We start from the raw sequence: 16474 nt of genomic DNA, 5'->3' as shown, positions 1-16474 counted from the left end.
AGTCTGATTGACGGATGTTACTAATAGAATAATAGGGGAAATAAATACCATTCTGGGGAAGGAAATACAACAGGAAAATTTAAAAGAAACAATTCAAAAATATATTAATGCTCAAACAAAAAAAGGTTTTCCCTTTGCTAAGCTTACCATCTTACATTATCAAATGCTGGATGGAACAGAGTTGGACAAAGTCATATCTGTTGCTGCAGCAATCGAGCTTCTAATTTTGTCTTTCGATATACTTGATGATATAGAAGATGATGATGACAATCAAAAGCTATGGATGAATGAACAAAGCTTTGCATTAAATGCTTCAACTGCAATGATATTTATATGTATTGATGTAATAAGAAAAACAGATTTAAAGTATAAAGAGAGGGCAATTTCAATTCTGCTTGAATATTCGTTGCTTTCCATAAGTGGCCAGCAGATTGATCTTTTAAGTAAATGCCGGACCGAGAAGGAATATATTGAAATGGCTCTCAAAAAATCAGGTTCTTTAGTTTCACTTGCATGTTTGGTTGGAGCTAATTTAGCTAGTGACCAATACTTAGAAATTATAAATCGGTATTCGCAATTTATAGGATTAATAGGGCAACTAAACAATGACATCTACGACTTACAGAATTGGGAAGGAAAAAACGATTTGTTGAACAAGAAACTTTCACTTCCGGTTATTTATCTATTGGGTTATCAAGGGAATGGAGCTGAAATTATCAGCAGTTATTATAATGGAGCTATTGAAAAGGATGAAATGGTAAAAAATCAAAAATTTATTAGTAAGATGATAGTGGATAGTGGTGTATTAGTTTATACGGAAATTATCAAGAGAGTTTACCAAAATAAAGTAAAAACTGAACTTCAAAAGCTGAACGTTGATAAGAAGTTTATTGGACAACTTTTAGACTATATACATTAAACTATAAATAGGGGGATTTACAGTGCAAGAGGTGGTACAATATCTATTAAGCAATGCAGAAATTTTAGAAAAGTTGAAAGAAGGAACCGTAAGTTTGATTGGAGTTAATGCAGAGGAATTAAGAGCCATATTAGAAGTTTTTGTTGAGGGTAGCATAGTTCCAAAAGTAGAATATTGGAAATAATCTCTAAAGCCGGGGGAATCACATTCCGGCTTCTTTTAAGGTGATTGAAATGAAGCGTTTTTTGAAATCTACTATAACCTTTTCGCTGCTAGCCTTAATAACAATGGGGCTGATCATGCATTTTACTTTACTAATCCTGAAATATCCTTTGGTGGGAATTGAAGTTGAGAAGGTTAATGACGTTTGGATAGTGGAAAAGGTTTATGACAAGGGTTGGGCTTACAAAAATAACATAGAAACAGGGAGTATCGTTAATCTTATAAATGGCATTGATCCCGGTAAGCATAATACGGTTGTTCTGTTTGGGATGGTAGAGATGGCGGAGTCTGTTACAATCTCTAACAATGAGTCCCAAATTAATACATTTGCTATTTCGTATAATGATTTGGATTTTCAGCTTTTAGTTCATTTGCTTCTGCCCTTTTTATTTGCCCTCTCTACTTTCTTTTTAAGCTTAGTTCTATATTATAAGAAAAAAGAGGAAAAATCAGCATTAATATTAATTTTTTTCTTATTATCACTAGGTCTGTGTTATTTAAGTGCTTCAGCATCAGCGAGAGCAGACTTAGTTGGTAGAATCACTACTACTATTACTTTTTCGGGTTCTATTGTTTTACTTATTCATTTTTTAAAAAGCTACTTTTCAAGATTTGATCTTGGGTTTATTAAAGATAGCAGTATGAAAACTCTGTATATTATTTACCTTCTTTTAATTACAACATTATTGAGCAGCTTTTTCTTCCATAACCTTTCCTCTTTAATGAAGAATGTTGAATTAGGTTTTTTCTTTTTATTATTAAGCTCGTTGTTTTTTTTCTTAGTAAGATTCTATTATCGATATAAACATTCTGAAGGAAAGAATGTTTTAAAAATCCTTTGGGTCACATTAGTTACTGCATTTAGTCCTTTTGTGGTTTTGTATGCTGTACCTTACATTTTTTGGGGGAAGGGAATACTTTCTGCTGAAATAGCAGCTGTATTTTTACTAGTCATACCGTTGGCTTTTGTTTATTTACTATTGGCAGCAAAGCTATTTGATATTGAATTCTTACTTGGCAGGCTACGTTATTTTACCCTATTGGCTTTCCCTTTTACCTTACTTTTTACAACACTTATAGCTATGTTTCTCAAAATAAGGTTAATTTCCAGTTCTTTTTTTCTTACCTTTACCTTATTATTTACGGGATCTATATTATTCTTATACATCAAGGAATATTTGGATTATAAAATTAGACACCATTTATTTTCACAAAAGTATAATTTGGAAACTAATTCTAGCCTTTATAAATTCTTTCAAAGGACTAGGAGGGAAACAAAAGTAAGTAGCTTTATAGAGAGCCTTATGAAAGAAGTAAAAGAAGTATTAAAGGTAAAAGAAGTTCAATATGTTGAAATCCAGGCGAGTAAAGATGGGAGCATATGGACATTGAACAACAAGGATGATTTTTCTTCCAACCTTGTTAATGAAATTGAAAAAATAAATTGGGAAAACCTCAATGCCGGAATTCTCATTGAATTTCAAGATGGATTTTGCGTCGTTGTTGGAGATGACTATCATCGAAAAGATATAATTTTTTGTGGTTTGAAAGAGTATAAAACGAAATTAAATATTCAAGAGAAAATTTGGTTAGAAACGATAGCCTACTTTTCTAGTATTCTCCTTGAAAATTATCAGCTAATTGAGGGTTTGTTCCAAAGAATTGAAAAATATAAAGAAAAAGGACAAGAGGCAAAGGAAAGTTATCCCTCGTGGTTATCAAGGCTGTTATTTTCCTTGTCAGAAAAAGAACGAACTAATTTATCAATTGATCTCCATGATACAGTCCTACAGGATCAATTACAGCTATTAAGAGAAATTGAATCAATAAAAAATAAAATGACAGATCCCTTCTTAAAAGATGATTTATTGATGATAAAAGAAAGACTTCTTGATAATATCCATTTAGTAAGGGAAACGTGTAACGAATTAAGGCCTCCCTTTCTTAGCGAGTTGGGAATTATTCAATCGATTCAAAATTTAATTGACCAGGTTAAACTACGCTCCAATTTTATTTTGTATACAGAATTGGATCAATCCATTCAGCAATTAGATCCGGAATATGAATTAGCTTTATATCGTGTGATACAGGAACTTTTAAATAACGCAATGAAGCATTCGGAAGCCTCTGAGGTTAGCATATCATTAAGGAAAAGAAAGCATGCTTTAATACTTACTTATTGGGATAACGGGGTTGGCATAGACATGAGCAAACTAAACGATTCTTTTAAAACAATGGGGATTTCGGGTATTAAAGAACGAGTAACATGTATAGGTGGTAAGATTAAGATTGAGTCTAATCCCAATAGCGGTTTTAAGGTAATTATAGAATTAGAATTGAAGACAGGAGGCAATGATGGGATTGATTAATATATTAATAGTGGACGATCACCCTGCTGTTGGAGAAGGTACTAGGGCTATTATTGAATCTGAATATGATATGACCGCTGATGTGTTAACAGAAAGTGATAAAATTACAGGGGTACTAAAAAATGGGAAATATGAAGTGTATCTAATTGATCTGTATATGCCAAGGATAAATGGCATTGAATTAACAAAAGTTATCTTACAATATGATCCTGAAGCGGTAATCCTGATCTATACAGGATTTGATTTGATTTCTCATTATAATTTATTAATAGAAGCAGGTGTATCAGGATTTATAAGCAAAACGGCTACCAAGGAACAATTAATTACAGCTATCAAGTGTTCTTTGAGAGAAGAAGCTGTTATTCCACTTCAATTATTAAAACAATTAAGAAGAGTGGATACTAGACCATTAACTTATGAAGAACAACGAAATCTAGGGGATATTATACTCTCTAGTAAAGAACAGGAAATATTAGATAGGGTTTCAAAAGGATTAACAAATAAGGCGATTGCTATTGAACTATCTATGAGCCAACGTACTGTTGAATACAATTTAACCAAAATTTTTTCTAAACTAGGGGTTGGTTCAAGAACTGAAGCACTAATAAAGGCGAGAGAATTCGGATTACTATCCAAAAATTCAGTGAATCATGAATAAATTTAGGAGCTGATTCTATTTATCAGCTCTTTTTAATTTGCCTTTTTTTAAAAAAATTCCTATTCAGAAAATAGCAGCCTTAAAAAAAGGATTTTGGTAAATTTCCTTTTCATTACTACAGCTGTTTATTTTATCTTTTTGATGTTCCTTACGATTATTATCAATCTTCCGAGTATTCAGTTTACAACGGAATGGGGAATAGGAAAGGTTCCTGGAACACTTGCAAATACAAATACTTCTGTTGTTGTAGGATTAAAAACAGCATCACTTCCAATACCATTCATTACCTTTCTCCACTCCAGGCCATGCGTTTCTCATTTTTGCTTTCATGGTTAACAGGTGTTTTTTGGATTTCTTCACGATTGGCTTCGAGTACTATTGCGTTTTTTCTACGCTTACTCGGAGTCAAATGCTTAAATTGTCTTTCCAGCCGATATAACTCATCACAGTAGTTCACACCTATTCTACCATTTTTGTTATCAGCTTTTAGTCAATAACGCCGAGCATTGGCCTTATCCGAGAACTTAGATAAGAAATTAGAGGCTGGATTAATTATTATGATGTTGTACATCATTGCACCAATATCATAGGCAAGGCGTGAGAACGCTAAGTTGGCATGTGTCGCTCTGTTAAAGTAATTATGTTGCCCTAAACGTACTGTTCTTAGGGGGAAGGGAGTGGTACAGCTCCTGAACTACCCGACAAAAGCTGGAGATAAGATAACATCAAATGCTTACCTATTGCCAACTTACATCAAACAGGATTAGCGCTCTTTATTAGGGCATTTATTCCTGCTTCATATTGGTTTGCCATGTGGATATAACTGAATGATATTTAATATAAAAGGAAACTTTATAGGCTGTAAAAGAGAACTTGCTGATGCAGTTCTTTTCTTATAGATTTAAAAGTGGTTATTATAGTTAAACGAGTAACAAATTTTTATGATATATCGAATTTTTAATAGGATTCCGCAACATAACATACGGAAAACCGCAAATATTATTGCGGTTCTTTTTTTTACATTAAATGCTAGAATAATATTTGTATTGTAAATTTCAAATATTTGAATAAGCGCTTATTTAATAAGAAGGGAATGTTTAAAAAAATCATTTTAGAAATAAATCATTGATATGTATTCCGTATAACAAATGAAGATAAATATTAGGGGGAATAATCATGAAGAAAATCAAATCTTTAAAAATGAAATTAGCCGTTGCGGGTCTAACTTGCTTAATGGCAAGTTCTATAGGTATGTCCTCTGCTAGCGCAGCAGGAAATTATAAAGATACACCATTTAAATTTTATTACAACGGTGATGGTAGCGATAGATTCACAGACATGAGAGAAAAAAGAGATTATACTTCTAGCTATGTGCATAACTATGGTTCTAATTATGGATATTCTGTAATAGTGTATGGTTCAAAAAATTACTCTAGTAGTGGTATAGGTACTTATGCTACAGCGGGGCCAATCCCTCATGTTGGTGTAGGTGAGGCGAAGTATTTACCTAATTATGTTAAAGAACGGGGTTATAATTACGCACAACTAGGATTAATGTCAGACTCGCATTCTGCAAGTGTTATGGCAGGTGAATGGAGTCCAGATAGTATCTAAAATTGCTTGAAATATAAAACCAGCGTAATATAGTTATCCGGCTATATTACGCTGGTTTTTCAACCGGAGGTTTTTAAATGGATAAAAAGGGCACGAAAATTATAGTGAGTATAATTGGTATTTTTATGATTGCCATTATTGTTTATAGCTTTACAAGGAATAATGATTCTCTACCGATTAATAATATTTGGAGCAAATCCAATGTCACGGGTGAATCAAATGAACAAGTAAAGAAGGAAAGTAGCAGCATAAAAAATAAACCCTTAGATATGAATAATGAAATTTCTACAGATGGGATGACCTATAAAATAAATAGTATAACTAGGACAAAGGACAAAGGTCTACTTCCTCTTACAAGTTTTTATAATGATATTTTAGACTTAGATAACAAAGGTACTATCTTAAATGAATATTCTTATTTAATTGTTAATTTATCTATTCAAAACAACTTAGAACAAGTAAAGGAAATTTCACTGAATTCATATTACATTGTTGGAGGTAACATGGAAGGTGGACGTGCAGAACTCTTTGAACCGATGCTGTTTGATAAACGAGCTGATGTAGAGAAAAGGGATTACTTTCATTACATTTTACAACCAAATGAAAAAGTAACCTTTAATTTAGGGTTTATTAAAAAGGATGCAATTTTAGACAAATATAAAGAACAACTTAATTTTGTTATTAACAATGGATATACAAACGAAATATTAGTAGATAAGAACGTTAGAATAATAAAAATCAAGTACTAGCGGGGTAATAAAAGTGTTTAAAATGTTAAGAATTGAATTTTCGCGAGCTTTCAATAATAAATATTTGTTTTTTTCCATCTTAATAGGTTCAGTTATTACAATCTCCCATTTGTTTCAGTACGTAATACCTTTATCCAGTACCCTCGATGAATATTTATCCTTTAATAAACCAATGATGTATCCTGGTTGGCTCTTCGCTTCATGGATGGGTGGGAATCAATATAATATGCAAGGTTATCTTTATTACCTTCTGATTCCTATTATTTCAACAATCCCATTTGCTGACTCATTTTTCCTTGATCGTAAAAATGGATTTATAAAAAATGTGTTTATTAGAACAAAGAAAATTAACTATTATCTTTCTAAGTTTGTAGCTACTTTTATTGCGGGGGGCACCGCAGTTATCATTCCACTTTTAATTAATTTTTGTATTTCAGCCTTGCTACTCCCGTCTATGCTACCTCAAGCATCGGCCTCTTTTGATTATGTAAATGCTGCTAGTATGTGGAGTGAATTATATTATAATCATCCTTTTGGTTATGTTATTTGTTATATGTTTATCGATTTCGTCTTTGGAGGTTTAATAGCAACAATCGCAGTTGTTGTTGGTCACTTTGTTGAGCATCGCTTTATAGTATTGATTTCACCGCTTTTAGTTTATATTTTTACTTTTTCAGTATTTAACCTGTTTGATGCGATAGCTTATGAACCAATTAATTTTCTTCAACCAAGTTTTGGATATAGCAGTTTTACCATTATTATAATTGAGGCTGTAATATTAGGACTTACTACTTCATTGGTATTTATACTAAAGGGGATAAAAGATGATACATATTAATTTTGGTCAGTGGATAAAAGAGCTATTGTATAATTTTCGGGATAATGTGACCATTCTGTTGGTATTTATATTTCTTTTCCCTGTTCTCATCTTCCTATATTTAATGTGGAGAATTACAAATACAATTCTGCCATATGGAGTAGGTGCTAGCTTAGCAGATTGTTTTGTATTCGTTACAGATAAATTTTTCTTTGCTCTCTTAATCGTACCAATGTCAGTTTATTTATTACAGTATCTAAATAAAAACGATTTTAATATTTTGTTTATTCTAAGACAAAAAAGTAGAAAGATATTATGGACGAAACATATGTTCAGAACATTTATCTTTTCATCATTAGTAACAACATACTTTACAATTTGTACTTTTATCATTGGTGGTTTTTTTTCTACTAGTTATATTAATTGGAATAGTATCAGTAGCATATATTACCTTGCGAATAATAAAGTAACTGATAATGTTTCAATTCTGAATGTACTAGTTATGTTTTTAATATTTTGTATTCTTTTATTGACTATATTGAATATGTTATTTCAACTTCTTCAATGGATTACAAACGGATATTTATTTGGTTGGTTGGTGATTTTATCAATTGGAATATGGGATATGTTCCAACGAACATATGCTGTTATGTATGGAAAACTTACAATAAGTCATTCGATTTGGGAACGTTCCGGTTATATGAATATATCTATAATGTATGGTATTTTCGTCGGGCTAGTTATTTTTATAATAGGTATAGTGGCAGTAAAAAGGAAGGACTTCTTAAATGAAGTGGGGTAGCTCTATGTGTAAAAGGAGAGGTAGTTTTTATACACAAATAAAGCATGATCTTTTAATTGGAATTCTACATGAAAAGTTAAGATATGTACCTGTATTTCTAATATTTATTTTTTCATGTGTTTACTTTCAAAACATGGTTGATAGAGGTGCATCACACGAAATAACAAGTAGTATTCCATCTTATTCAGATTACATTATTCAAATATTTAAAGGAATGGAGATTTATCAAGAGAACAGACCCTTTGAAATCCCTGTAACGTGGTTATTGATAAATATCTATATTGTTTATTTAGTTAGTTATTATCCTTTTCAAGATCTAAATGGTTATGGTCAACTAATAATACTTCACTCAAAAAATCGTAAACAATGGTGGTTAAGTAAATGCATATGGAATATTAGTACGGTACTTACCTTTTATTTAATAGGATATATAGTTGTCTTTTTATTTACATTACTTTCGGGAGATATAGCATTCCAAAGAAATGAAGATATTAATCTATTAGTTTCAAGGGTTAATACTGCAAACTTTCAACCAGAAAGTCTATTAATAATTGGTTTTATTCTACCCATTATCACATCTATTGCAATTTCATTATTTCAAATGACGCTTACTTTATTTTGCAGACCTATATTTAGTTGTATTATCGTTATTACCCTATTGGTCGCGTCAGCATATAGTTCTTTTCCATTGTTAATAGGAAATTATTTAATGATTCTTCGTAATAACATGATATCTCTTGGTGAAGGAGTTTATGCAACAATAGGCATATTGCTATCTATTTCTCTTTCTATATTTTCAATTTTGATTGGGTTCGTAAGATTTAGGAATTTAGATATTCTATATAAAGATTAAACTTATTTAAAAAGGAGTGATCACATGTATATAGAGTTAAAAGGACTAACTAAAAAAATATCTAAAACAACTGTTTTAGATAATATCAGTCTTAGTATGGAAAAGGGGAAAATCTACGGATTAAAAGGGAAAAATGGTTCTGGAAAAACTATGCTAATGCGTGCAATTTGTGGACTGATTGTCCCTAGTGAAGGAAGAATTAATATAAATGGTGATATTTTAGGGAAGGATATTTCATTTCCTAAAAGTGTAGGTGCATTAATTGAGAATCCTGGATTTATCGGAAGTTATACCGGATTCAAAAATTTAAAAATATTAGCTGATATAAAAGGAGAGATAGATAATAATACAATTAATGATGTTCTTCTCGAAGTAGGTTTAGATCCGGGTGATAAAAAGAAATATAAAAAGTATTCCTTGGGAATGAGACAAAAACTAGGAATAGCAGCTGCCATTATGGAAAATCCAGAGCTCATAATATTAGATGAACCTATTAATGCTTTGGATGAACAAAGCACAAATAAGGTACGTGATATTTTGCAGAGAAGACGAAAAGAGGGAGCATTAATAATCGTTTCTTGTCATGATAAAGAGGAGTTAGAATTTTTGTCTGATGAAATATTCATTATTGAGAATGGACGTATTATCGACCATCAAATTCTAAATAAAATACCAAGAAAGACTAAGGACGATTGCATATGATTCTAAATAGAAAAAAATTAGTAGGTATTTCAATTGCTTCTTTATTATTAATTTTATCTATACTATTTATGGCCAGGTTTAATAGCCTAAACAACAAATTTCCACCACCAACAATTGAAGCATACCAGATAAATGAACCCGTAAGATATGGTTCATTTGAAATTACCATGCTTGAACATAAAATGATGGATAAAACAGAACTTCAAAACTTTAGCGCTGTTTACGGAAAATTATTTACCAATGAGATTAAGGATATAAAATCTATAGTAACAACTATTAATATTAAGAATACAAGTAATAAAAAAATGATACTAGAGGTCTATCCTTTTATCCTCGAATCTAAGGGATTTTCAAATGGTGTTAATTTAGATTTATTTATGGCCCTTAACACTAATAAAACAATGACCCCTGAATTAAATGCAGGAGAGGAAATCAAACTACAACTCCCGTTCACATTAATAGAAAAACAGTTTACTAAACAGGATTGGGCTAATGTAACCCGTAGAGAATTTGAGCTTGTATTATCTTTATACCCTGAGAAAAAATCTATTTTTTTGAACAAAATAAAAAAGAGCTTGTAATAAGTAAAATGGAATGCTTATTTGTTATTAGCAACCAATATTTTTCTACCTTTGGAGGATGTTCTATTGTCCGAAATTACTAGTAGAATACTTAAGTCGTTGGATATTCTCGTAAGGAAAGATATACAGCAAGAAAATTTAAAAGACACAATTCAAAAATATATTGATGATCAAAGAAAAGGTTTCTCCTTTGCGGAACTTACTATTTTACAGTATCAAATGCTGGTACAAAAGGAGGCTTAGGTGGTAAAAAACGCTGGCAGTAATCACAATAATAACAGAACCAAATAATATAGGCTCCATCCGATGCTTTAAGACATAATAAAGAAATAAAAAAAATGCAAATAAAGAGATGACAAAAATTTCATCATAAAAACTCCAATCAGTATGTCGAATCTTCCAATCTTCACTACGGTATACTATTTTTCTACTCCAAAATAAGGTGCAATTGTTGAAGATTATAGATAGAAAGCGATCAAACTTTTTTATAAAAATTGTATAATGCTTCACAAAGAATGAACCCGTTTTGATCAATCTTTTTCAAAACAGGTTCATTTAATTTAACGCAAAATATGGGTTTGCCTAGATGCTTTTGATCAAACTTTATTTCAAAGCTACACCCTTGTTATTTGACAACAAAGTCGGGAACTCGCCAACAAAGTTGGGAACTGCCTAATTGCATTTTTACAAATATGTAAAGAAATGAATCAAGTAAGACTCAATCCTAAAATTGGATTGAGTCTTTTTTGTATTTAGAGAATTAAGGTAGGAAATTACAAAAATATTCCAAATACCATGGTATGATATTAAGAGGATTAAACCAAATTATTTTACCATTATTAGATTTGAATAGGGGTGGTGTCTCTATGTTAACATTTATATTTTATGGATTATTTCTAATAGGAACAGTCCTAATGATTTTAGCGGTTGTCTCCATATAAAATTAAGGTTCCTTAAATAAAAAAAGCGTTCCTTAAATAAAATTAATGTTCCCAATCCGAAGGTTTTTCCGGTATTTTTCCCGGTAGACCTTCGGTTTTTTTTGTATAAAATTCAGCGGGAATCCAATCGCAATCCAATCCCATTTTCAATCAAAATTCAATCCGAATCCAATCGTTTTTTCAATTCCGTATTCCTCCAATCCCTTGTCCAGTAAGGCTCCTAGCCTCTTTCGGTTAGTTTCCCACACAGTATTGAATCAGCATCCTTTCCAGTGTTTTTCCTCACTCATTAGAATCAGAAAGTCATCAATCACATACTCCCTATTCGTCTATTATGGAACGTAATTTTTTTATCAAAATCATTGTAAAATCGGTACAATTTCATGCGAAAATTGGCAAAAAGGCGGGAACGTAATTTTTTATAAGAGAAAATGGAATGGGTAGAGAAAGGGGCGTGAGCCCTTGGGAGAGAAGGGGTTGAGGAGAGTGAGAAGGGGGAGGGGCGGTGGAACGTTATTATTCGATGGGGACATAGTAGATGTGTATGGGTTAGGTATAAAGGTTTGAAAGGGAATTTAGTATAATAAATAGAGAAATGGTAAAAGAAGATAAATTAGGATGTGTATATGGATGCTATCTCTTGAAGAATACATTTCAAAAAGAAAAAAAGAAGATCGAATTAATGAATTTGATATTGAGTCAAAAGTTCAAAACATGCAAACGTGTATGAACTATATATTTGAGTATTTCAATCAATACCTTGATGATTCAAAATTGGATGAAAAAACAGTGTTAAACGAAGAACGTCTTGAAAAGTATAAAAATTCCCTTCGGCAATATGAATCTGATATTCAAGAATGGTTAGTTGGAATTTATGACGATTATGAAAAGCAACTGAATCGTTCCATTGTTAGTTACCTTAAAAAAGATGATTTATTCTATCTATACAACACTGATAGAGAGTTTCGCAGTGCTTCGTATGATTGTTACGCTCACCTTATAAAGAAAAATCATTTTCTGAAAGAACAGACTGAAATGCTTTTCCTTTTTATCAAAGACCATCATCGAATTCAAAGTAATCCAAGAATGGATTTCGAAAATATCTATATCTCAGAGGAAGTAGAAGAGTGGATTAAAAAGACATGGGACAAATATCAAGTGAATTTGCTTACTTTTGCATCAGATTATGTGTCTCGCTTTTTTAACAATGAGGAAACTTGGGACGTAAAGCATAGAATCAGAAGTAAGGATAGTTGGCGAAAATATGAGTATGACTACAAACAAAAAAATAATTTATTCAATATAAATTCATTACATAGAAAAATTTCCAGTAAACCATTTATCAGATGTTTCCCTGCTAAATAGTTGGTCCCCATGCTAAAAAGTCGGTCCCTACTGCTAAATAGTTGGTGTCCATAGCGGAAGGAAGAGTGAGGAAAAAAAGAGCAGGCGACAATATGTAATCAATCAATAATCAATCGTAAAATCAATATCAATTCGGGGCCGGATTCAATATGATCCAGTCTTTTTGTTTTGCTCAAGATCTGTCCAATCCCTTGTCCAATAAGGATAGCAGAGGGAAGAGAGTAACGAATAAAGAGCAAAAGTTCACGACGTATTCAGTGTAAATCCAACGGATTTCCATGTCTTTTTCAATCATTTTTTTCAGTCTTTTCTCCTGATTCTTTCCTCCATTATCGGTACCAACTCTTTAACATTGTCCGAATATTCGATACAAGCCAGAACAGAAAAAGGAGGGTCATTTTCGGGAAGAACTATATAACATATTGGAAGGAAGAAAAAAGGCGAGATAAGAGGGTCTTGGCTTAAAGCCGCAAGGGATTGAGGAGAGTGAGAGGAAGGCGGGGAAGGACTTTTTTGCAGGACAATAAATGATGAAGTTAGAATTATTATTTCTAATCAATTTGACTATATCAGTAATGGTATGTGGAGATGCAAAGAATCGCTGTTTGATCATAAAGATTCTCCATAAAATCTCGATATTTTCTTAGTAGGATAATAAAAAATGAGGTGATTTTATGGAATGGCTACAATTATTGATCTTATTAATTTGTCCCTTGATGATGATTTTTTGTATGAAAGGGATGTTTGGTCACAAAAATCATGACCATCATTCACATTCTTCAAACAATTTGAATGATAAAATGCTAAATCTTGAGTTGGAGAATAAAAAGTTAAGAGAAGAAATTGAAGCTCTTTCTGCAATGGTGAAAAAGGAATCATGAGTAAAAGGCTGTTACTTAAAGTAGCAGCTTTTTACTTATCATTTCTAATAATTTAAGTATCAATTATAATTTTCTGCATAAAATCTCGACAGATTTGTCGTAATTTTATGGTTGAACGATTTGTTAGGCAAACTTAGAGGTGAGGACAAGATGGATTATTTACAGCCACTAGATAGAGTAGCAATTGAATTTGGACCATTTACAATATACTGGTACGGTATTATCATCGGAATAGGTATATTATTAGGTTGGGTATTTGCAACAAGGGAAGCAAAAAAATTAGGGCTTTCTAAAGATACATTTTCTGATTTATTGCTTTGGGTTATTCCAATCTCAATAGTAAGTGCTAGGATTTACTATGTTCTTTTTAAATGGGACTATTATTCTCAAAATCCTGGGCAAATATTTGCGATTTGGGAAGGTGGCATTGCCATACATGGAGCTTTAATTGGTGGTGTTGTAACAGCCGTTGTTTTTGCCAATAAAAAGGGAATTTCATTTTGGAAATTGGCTGATATTTCCGCACCGAGTATTATTCTTGGGCAGGCAATAGGACGTTGGGGAAACTTCATGAATCAAGAAGCACACGGAACTGAAGTAACGAGGGGCTTTTTAGAAGGTATAAATCTGCCAGATTTTATTATTAATCAGATGTATATAAATGGTTCTTATTATCATCCAACATTCTTGTATGAGTCATTATGGAATTTATTGGGGTTTGTTCTATTACTAATTGTAAGAAGACTTAATATAAAGCGTGGTGAACTTTTTCTTATCTATGTTATTTGGTATTCGATAGGGAGATTCTTTGTAGAAGGTTTGAGAACTGATAGTTTGATGTTAACAGACTCTTTGAGAATCGCTCAAGTCGTCTCATTATCATTAATTGGAATAGCAGTAATCTTAATTTGGTTTAGACGTTGGAAAGGATATGCAAAGTTACAGTACGGAAAAAGGTCAAATTAATTTCCACATAAGGGATTGGAGGTAATGTTAAGTGAAATTAAAGCATTTTATTGTTATTGCTTTAACTTTTTTAGCATTAGTTGCTTGTAGTGCAAATGAAGACAACGCTTTCGAAGAAAACGAAGAAAAAAATATTAAGGAGTTAGTGAACGATTATAGTCTACGAAACATTAAAGATCAGTCAGCATCTATTACATCACATGAACTCATTGCAACTGATCGTAATGGAAATAAAGCAAGCTATGATTTGCCGAAGGAGGAATTTTTCGTTTCCATTGCTCCTTATATTGAGCAAACCCATCCTTGACAAATTCATAACTTGACAGGTTGTCAAGGTGAGTTGGTAAATAAAGAGTTTGATGTTTATATTGAAGACATCGAAGGGAATGTATTAGTAGATGAAAAATTAAAGTCCCAGTCAAATGGCTTTATTGATATATGGCTACCACGGGACAAGGAGTATCGTATAGAAATTAAGTATGACGATAAGAAAGTAGAATCAGAATTCTCCACTTTTGAAAATGATAATACTTGTATTACAACCATGCAACTAATGTAGTAAAGCAATAAGTTGGAAGCCTCGTTTGAGAGGTTTCCTTTAATTTTGATATAAATTATGTGAATTTTTAAATATATCCTTCAGATAATAATATTTAAGCTAAATCAAAATAGCTATTTACACATGATCCGGAATATTCCCAATTGATAGAGGGGAGTTAGAGGTTTTAAATTACAGGAGGATAGGAAATGTATGAATTCTTTAGCAAAATAAGCTATATGCTCAGTCAACCATTTTATAATATGGTCAATACAACAGAAGGAATTCCTATTTTATTTGCTTTCGTTTTAGGGATTGTGGGGGCCTTAACACCCTGTCAATTTACTGGGAACCTAGGTGCTATTACATTATACGGAAATAAATCAGTACAGAAACAAATAGCTTGGAAAGAAATTATATTTTTTATTCTTGGTAAAATCTTTGTTTTTACTATTCTAGGTATTACTGTGTGGATGCTCGGAAATGAGTTTAAATCCATCTTAGCCCTATACTTTCCATGGTTTAGAAAAGTTGTTGGACCTATATTAATCCTGATTGGTCTTTTTATGCTCGATGTTATTCGATTCTATAAATCTTTCGTTTTAGGATCAATACCAGAGAAATTTATAAAAAAGGGCAACTTTGGTGCTTTTCTAATGGGAGTGAGTTTTACCCTTGGATTCTGTCCGACTATGTTTGTTTTATTTTTTGTAACATTAATGCCTGCTACAATATCTGTATCATATGGAGTCATTCTTCCTGCCATTTTTGCAATAGGAACATCATTACCACTTTTAATAACCCTATTCCTCATTTGGTATTTTGAGTTAAGTGGGAAGTTGGTTAAGAAAAAAGGTAGAAAGATTGGTGTAATCGTTCAAAAATTAGCAGGAATAACCCTGCTAATTTTAGGTGTTTTAGACACATTGACTTATTGGTAATCTTGAAAAAATCTTACAGTTAATGAATGCAGGGAGGTTAATTGGTAGTATTAAAGAAAGGCTTTTGGGAAGTGTTCTGCATAAAATATTTCATTAGAAGTTTTTTCATGAATTTAGATTAATGTTCTAAATTATGATGTCAGTGAGGCGATTAAAGTGTGTATAACTAATAATTTTATGGAACACCAGGCTTATAAAATAAGTGAAGAAATACGAAAACAGTCGTTATATAAAGTGGTAAAGGTAGAAGTGTTTGGAGGTAAAAGTTTTGAGTTCTCGCAACAAGATGAACAATGGAATGGGAAGGATTTTATTACGAAAATAATCCTAGAGGATAAGAAAGGTGCTTTATTTTCCGTAAAACCTGATTATAGTGGTTTGAGGTTTGCTAAAGGGGAAATAACTTATAATGAATACAATAAAATGCAGAAAAAAGAGGATGTAAAAGGAGTTTGGTATTTCTCTGGCATTATCGGCTCTTTTATGTTGATGATGTTCATATTGATGAAGTTTGTAACTTAAAAAGCTATTTATAAAATTTATTGATTCGCATTAA

At 31.8% G+C, this 16474-nt stretch carries 18 protein-coding genes; all 18 read left to right on the top strand.

The annotated features are described in order from the left end of the window. Nucleotides 1-7 precede the first annotated feature (7 nt). The 18 genes from BQ5321_RS22580 to BQ5321_RS22495 all read left to right on the top strand — a co-directional run bounded on the left by BQ5321_RS22580 (nucleotide 8) and on the right by BQ5321_RS22495 (nucleotide 16440). Nucleotides 8-919, top strand: coding sequence for a polyprenyl synthetase family protein (locus BQ5321_RS22580; RefSeq protein ID WP_071396586.1), 912 nt, complete (start codon nucleotides 8-10; stop codon nucleotides 917-919). A gap of 22 nt (nucleotides 920-941) precedes the next feature. After that, on the top strand, nucleotides 942-1103 hold the full coding sequence (gene comX, locus BQ5321_RS22575; RefSeq protein WP_071396585.1) for a competence pheromone ComX: 162 nt from the start codon (nucleotides 942-944) through the stop codon (nucleotides 1101-1103). Nucleotides 1104-1152: 49 nt separating this feature from the next. Beyond that, nucleotides 1153-3510: a sensor histidine kinase gene (locus BQ5321_RS22570; RefSeq protein WP_071396584.1), complete on the top strand. Its 2358-nt coding sequence runs from the start codon at nucleotides 1153-1155 to the stop codon at nucleotides 3508-3510. After that, nucleotides 3494-4168: a response regulator transcription factor gene (locus BQ5321_RS22565; RefSeq protein ID WP_315970113.1), complete on the top strand. Its 675-nt coding sequence runs from the start codon at nucleotides 3494-3496 to the stop codon at nucleotides 4166-4168. The genes BQ5321_RS22570 and BQ5321_RS22565 overlap by 17 nt, the downstream gene beginning before the upstream one ends. 1176 nt (nucleotides 4169-5344) lie before the next feature. After that, the gene (locus BQ5321_RS22560; RefSeq protein WP_071396583.1) at nucleotides 5345-5782 is read left to right on the top strand and encodes a DUF2712 domain-containing protein; all 438 of its coding nucleotides are present in this window, start codon (nucleotides 5345-5347) and stop codon (nucleotides 5780-5782) included. A 77-nt stretch (nucleotides 5783-5859) separates the two neighbouring features. Next, nucleotides 5860-6531, top strand: coding sequence for a hypothetical protein (locus tag BQ5321_RS22555; RefSeq protein WP_071396582.1), 672 nt, complete (start codon nucleotides 5860-5862; stop codon nucleotides 6529-6531). 13 nt (nucleotides 6532-6544) lie between these two features. Further along, entirely contained in the window at nucleotides 6545-7369 is an 825-nt protein-coding gene (locus BQ5321_RS22550; RefSeq protein ID WP_071396581.1) for a hypothetical protein, read from the top strand. Continuing rightward, a complete protein-coding gene (locus tag BQ5321_RS22545; RefSeq protein WP_071396580.1) occupies nucleotides 7356-8150 on the top strand; it encodes a hypothetical protein in 795 nt (264 codons plus the stop codon). Before BQ5321_RS22550 ends, BQ5321_RS22545 begins: the two co-directional genes overlap by 14 nt. After that, complete coding sequence (locus BQ5321_RS22540) at nucleotides 8137-9003, top strand: hypothetical protein (protein ID WP_071396579.1); 867 nt, start codon at nucleotides 8137-8139, stop codon at nucleotides 9001-9003. Before BQ5321_RS22545 ends, BQ5321_RS22540 begins: the two co-directional genes overlap by 14 nt. Before the next feature lie 24 nt (nucleotides 9004-9027). Next, a complete protein-coding gene (locus tag BQ5321_RS22535; RefSeq protein WP_071396578.1) occupies nucleotides 9028-9705 on the top strand; it encodes an ATP-binding cassette domain-containing protein in 678 nt (225 codons plus the stop codon). After that, on the top strand, nucleotides 9702-10286 hold the full coding sequence (locus BQ5321_RS22530; protein ID WP_071396577.1) for a DUF5028 domain-containing protein: 585 nt from the start codon (nucleotides 9702-9704) through the stop codon (nucleotides 10284-10286). The genes BQ5321_RS22535 and BQ5321_RS22530 overlap by 4 nt, the downstream gene beginning before the upstream one ends. 66 nt (nucleotides 10287-10352) lie before the next feature. Continuing rightward, the gene (locus BQ5321_RS24320) at nucleotides 10353-10529 is read left to right on the top strand and encodes a hypothetical protein (RefSeq protein ID WP_159433444.1); all 177 of its coding nucleotides are present in this window, start codon (nucleotides 10353-10355) and stop codon (nucleotides 10527-10529) included. Nucleotides 10530-11857: 1328 nt separating this feature from the next. After that, nucleotides 11858-12592, top strand: a complete 735-nt coding sequence (locus BQ5321_RS22525) for a hypothetical protein (protein ID WP_019156597.1) — start codon at nucleotides 11858-11860, stop codon at nucleotides 12590-12592. Between the two features lie 674 nt (nucleotides 12593-13266). After that, nucleotides 13267-13473, top strand: coding sequence for a DUF2933 domain-containing protein (locus tag BQ5321_RS22520; RefSeq protein WP_019156596.1), 207 nt, complete (start codon nucleotides 13267-13269; stop codon nucleotides 13471-13473). Between the two features lie 150 nt (nucleotides 13474-13623). Next, nucleotides 13624-14439: a prolipoprotein diacylglyceryl transferase gene (gene lgt, locus BQ5321_RS22515; RefSeq protein ID WP_019156595.1), complete on the top strand. Its 816-nt coding sequence runs from the start codon at nucleotides 13624-13626 to the stop codon at nucleotides 14437-14439. A gap of 31 nt (nucleotides 14440-14470) precedes the next feature. Beyond that, nucleotides 14471-14998, top strand: a complete 528-nt coding sequence (locus tag BQ5321_RS24555) for a CueP family metal-binding protein (RefSeq protein WP_173391084.1) — start codon at nucleotides 14471-14473, stop codon at nucleotides 14996-14998. A 188-nt stretch (nucleotides 14999-15186) separates the two neighbouring features. Next, a complete protein-coding gene (locus BQ5321_RS22500) occupies nucleotides 15187-15918 on the top strand; it encodes an urease accessory protein UreH domain-containing protein (protein ID WP_019156592.1) in 732 nt (243 codons plus the stop codon). A 156-nt stretch (nucleotides 15919-16074) separates the two neighbouring features. Further along, the gene (locus tag BQ5321_RS22495; RefSeq protein ID WP_019156591.1) at nucleotides 16075-16440 is read left to right on the top strand and encodes a hypothetical protein; all 366 of its coding nucleotides are present in this window, start codon (nucleotides 16075-16077) and stop codon (nucleotides 16438-16440) included. Nucleotides 16441-16474: the final 34 nt, after the last annotated feature.

The sequence above is a fragment of the Bacillus tuaregi genome (assembly GCF_900104575.1).
GTDB lineage: Bacteria > Bacillota > Bacilli > Bacillales > Cytobacillaceae > Bacillus_BD > Bacillus_BD tuaregi.
The sequence above is the reverse complement of the archived record's forward strand: the minus strand, read 5'-3'. Positions and strand labels throughout refer to the sequence as shown.

Coding starts and splice junctions, on each gene's coding strand:
- BQ5321_RS22570 (WP_071396584.1), top strand. CDS start 1,153: ATGAAGCGTTTTTTGAAATCTACTATAACCTTTTCGCTGCTAGCCTTA.
- BQ5321_RS22565 (WP_315970113.1), top strand. CDS start 3,494: ATGATGGGATTGATTAATATATTAATAGTGGACGATCACCCTGCTGTT.
- BQ5321_RS22560 (WP_071396583.1), top strand. CDS start 5,345: ATGAAGAAAATCAAATCTTTAAAAATGAAATTAGCCGTTGCGGGTCTA.
- BQ5321_RS22555 (WP_071396582.1), top strand. CDS start 5,860: ATGGATAAAAAGGGCACGAAAATTATAGTGAGTATAATTGGTATTTTT.
- BQ5321_RS22545 (WP_071396580.1), top strand. CDS start 7,356: ATGATACATATTAATTTTGGTCAGTGGATAAAAGAGCTATTGTATAAT.
- BQ5321_RS22540 (WP_071396579.1), top strand. CDS start 8,137: ATGAAGTGGGGTAGCTCTATGTGTAAAAGGAGAGGTAGTTTTTATACA.
- BQ5321_RS22535 (WP_071396578.1), top strand. CDS start 9,028: ATGTATATAGAGTTAAAAGGACTAACTAAAAAAATATCTAAAACAACT.
- BQ5321_RS22530 (WP_071396577.1), top strand. CDS start 9,702: ATGATTCTAAATAGAAAAAAATTAGTAGGTATTTCAATTGCTTCTTTA.
- BQ5321_RS22525 (WP_019156597.1), top strand. CDS start 11,858: ATGCTATCTCTTGAAGAATACATTTCAAAAAGAAAAAAAGAAGATCGA.
- BQ5321_RS22520 (WP_019156596.1), top strand. CDS start 13,267: ATGGAATGGCTACAATTATTGATCTTATTAATTTGTCCCTTGATGATG.
- lgt (WP_019156595.1), top strand. CDS start 13,624: ATGGATTATTTACAGCCACTAGATAGAGTAGCAATTGAATTTGGACCA.
- BQ5321_RS22500 (WP_019156592.1), top strand. CDS start 15,187: ATGTATGAATTCTTTAGCAAAATAAGCTATATGCTCAGTCAACCATTT.